Consider the following 1,173-nt stretch of genomic DNA (forward strand, 5'->3'; position numbering starts at 1 on the left):
AACTGGACGCACAATCATTTGATCGGCTAAAGATTGAGAAGAGGTTGAAACAGCAGTTTGTTGTTTTTCATCAGAAAAAGGATGAAGACCTGATGGAGGTAACGCTACAAGAGTCTGATTTTCTTGAGAGGGAGATACAGAAACACTAGAGACATTCTGTGCCCCTCTTAAATGACGTGGAGGACGTTGCTTGGGCATCTCTTTTTTAGTAGGTGAACGAAGACTGGTGTTTTTCTCTCCAGAAGAGGCGGCTTGATCAGACTGTGTACCACTCCTTGCAGATAATGGAAGAGGAGTCTTCGCTTTCTTATTCACACACTGTACCTCAGTATCCGAACGTCCCATATCTTCAGAAGCTCTAGATAAATACCAAATTGTAGAATGACCACTAGAATCAGCACATCTTTCTCTCTTCAGCAAGCGATACTGATAGGTTCCACCATCAACAGCTGTAATGTCCGTCCCCGAAAGGTCTGCCAGAGTAAAATTAGCACCTCCCTCTTGGCTTTTATCGGTAATTAAATTGACTCCGCTAACTAAACCATTCCTTTGTAGGAGAGAATCTGTAATTTCCCGACCAGAATCTGTAACACTTACTTTGTGGTTACCGGCACCATTATCGATCAACAAATAATCGCTATTATAATCTCCCATAGCATTTATATTAAAACGAAAATGTAAATCCCCTGAAAGTTTCTCAACATGAAGCGAAATATGTCGTGGATCATACGGAATAGAAGTAAAAGTAACAGTCCCTCCATTACCACCTAAATCTTTAATTTTAATCTGAGGTTTATGCTGGGTATCCCGTTCACCAATCTCAAATATTATTTCATCAGGTTTTATTATTTCATCAGTTTTTCTTTCTATAGGAATGCTTTTCTTGGTGATATGGTTTGTTGAATCACCTGCAAACAAATAAAGTTCTCCATGATGATTAACCCTTACTTCCCCAACGACTTCTTTTACACCAACATGTAGCCACGATTTGGCAAAATCCGTAATTGTTAAAGTATCTACAAATCCTATAGGATATACAACTTGAGTAGCTCGATCCTTCAAAGTAGTTTTCACCGATTCTCCTAACGCTAAGACATGCTGTCTCCCATTCCCAGAGACCTCAGCATACATTGATTTTCCCCCCTCTTTTCTTTGTCCTGCATAAAGATTTTG

At 39.6% G+C, this 1,173-nt stretch carries 1 protein-coding gene; it reads right to left on the reverse strand.

Annotated elements, in window-relative coordinates; all coding sequences use genetic code 11:
- The coding region (locus ACFIL8_RS10635) for a pertactin-like passenger domain-containing protein (protein WP_375689745.1) at positions 1-1,131 on the reverse strand (1,131 nt) is incomplete at its 3' end.
- Positions 1,132-1,173: the final 42 nt, after the last annotated feature.

Origin of the sequence: Bartonella sp. AP57NXGY (assembly GCF_042195805.1) — a bacterium.
Lineage (GTDB): Bacteria > Pseudomonadota > Alphaproteobacteria > Rhizobiales > Rhizobiaceae > Bartonella.